This is a genomic window from Micromonospora sp. NPDC047620, from assembly GCF_043205005.1.
Lineage (GTDB): Bacteria > Actinomycetota > Actinomycetes > Mycobacteriales > Micromonosporaceae > Micromonospora.
The window spans coordinates 1-1,582 of the sequence record NZ_JBIDDG010000099.1 but is presented as its reverse complement, the minus strand read 5'-3'; the positions used below and the strand labels follow the sequence as shown (position 1 = coordinate 1,582).

Annotated in this window: 2 protein-coding genes; one reads left to right on the top strand and one right to left on the bottom strand. The window is 68.6% G+C overall.

Annotation, left to right across the window (positions count from 1 at the left end; translation table 11 throughout):
- Positions 1-190: 190 nt before the first annotated feature.
- Complete coding sequence (gene truA, locus ACGF5C_RS34410) at positions 191-1,078, top strand: tRNA pseudouridine(38-40) synthase TruA (protein WP_393308540.1); 888 nt, start codon at positions 191-193, stop codon at positions 1,076-1,078.
- Positions 1,079-1,324: 246 nt separating this feature from the next.
- Here the strand turns inward: truA and ACGF5C_RS34405 are convergent.
- A partial coding sequence (locus ACGF5C_RS34405; RefSeq protein ID WP_393308538.1) for an Hsp20/alpha crystallin family protein occupies positions 1,325-1,582 on the bottom strand: 258 nt, incomplete at its 5' end.

Below are 1,582 nucleotides of genomic sequence, written 5' to 3'. Positions count from 1 at the left end.
TGCTGAGGCGAAGGCCGACGAGGCTGCCGAGGCGGAGTCCACCGAGGCTCCCGCCGAGGACAAGGCGGAATGAGTTGGTCCCCGCCACGTGCGGGGACCTCTCGATCTGCGTCGGGAATTCACGAGTGAGCCCGCCGTCCCCTCCGGGTCGGCGGGCTTCGCTCATGTTAACCAGGAAATGGCTGTGACCATGCAGGATCCGGCGGCAACCTCGGTTGCGGTTCGAGTACGGCTCGATATCGCCTACGACGGCACCGATTTCACCGGCTGGGCCCGCCAGCCCGGTCTGCGGACCGTGCAGGGTGTGCTGGAGGAGTCGCTGAGCAAGGTCCTGCGCGAACCGCTTCAGCTGACGGTGGCCGGCCGCACCGATGCCGGAGTTCATGCCGAGGGGCAGGTCGCACATTTCGACGCGACCACGCCGCCCGATCACGACAAGCTGCTGCACCGGCTGGCACGGTTCCTGCCGAAGGATGTGCGGGTCACCGGAATCCGCCCGGCGCCACCGGAATTCGACGCCCGCTTCTCCGCGATCCGCCGTCACTACGCGTATCGGCTCACCACGGCTCCCTACGGAGCCCCGCCCCTGCTGGCTCGCAGTGTGGTGGCATGCCGCCCCGGTGTCGATCTCGACGCCATGCGGGAAGCATCGCGAAAGCTGTTGGGACTGCACGATTTCGCCGCATTCTGCCGTCGGCGCGAAGGGGCGACGACGGTCCGGGAATTGCAGCGGTTCGATTGGGCCGTGACGCCGATCGATGGTCCCGGCGTGGCCCCGGACGGTGCCGGCGGAGCCGCCATGCTCACCGCTTACGTCAGCGCCGACGCCTTCTGCTGGTCGATGGTCCGCAGTTTGGTCGGCGCGGTGCTCGCGGTGGGGGAGGGGCGCCGCACTCCCGAATGGGTGGAAGGTCTTCTCGCGGAACGGGAACGGTCCAGTTCCATCACCGTGGCACCCGCGCACGGCCTGAGCCTGATCGCCGTCGACTATCCGGCCGATGCGGACCTGGCCGCCCGCAACGCCGAAACCCGCGAGATGCGGACGATTCCGTCCGCCGAGGGCTGCTGCGGCGACTGAACCGCCTACGGGCGATGCTCCGGTCGTCCACCGGTCTTCGCCGCGCCCGGACAAGGCGGCGACCCCGCGAGATCGCGGGGCCGCACGCAGTCGCTATTCGAGGGTTGCGCGCTCTCACCTCCTTCTCGCTGCGACGATCCTCGGTTCCGCCCGCGCACCCGGCCGCCTTGCACCGGTGAATGGTGGTGTGCTGCTTGCACTCTCATCTGTCGCCGATGGGCGCGGGCACATCCCTGCCGCGACCGGTCAGCTGCTCTCGGTGTGGCCGGCCTCGATGGTCTTCGGGCCCTGTCCCATACCGCCGATCTCGATGCGCCGCGGCTTGGCCTTCTCGGCGATCGGCAGGGTCACCGACAGCACGCCGTCGTTGTAGGTGGCGCTGATGTTGTCGGTGTCGATGCCCTCACCGAGCGACAGCTGACGCATGTACGTTCCCGCGAATCGTTCCGACGCGATCCATTGCACATGCTCGTCACCGGGCAGGCTGCGCTGCGCCTTCAGCGT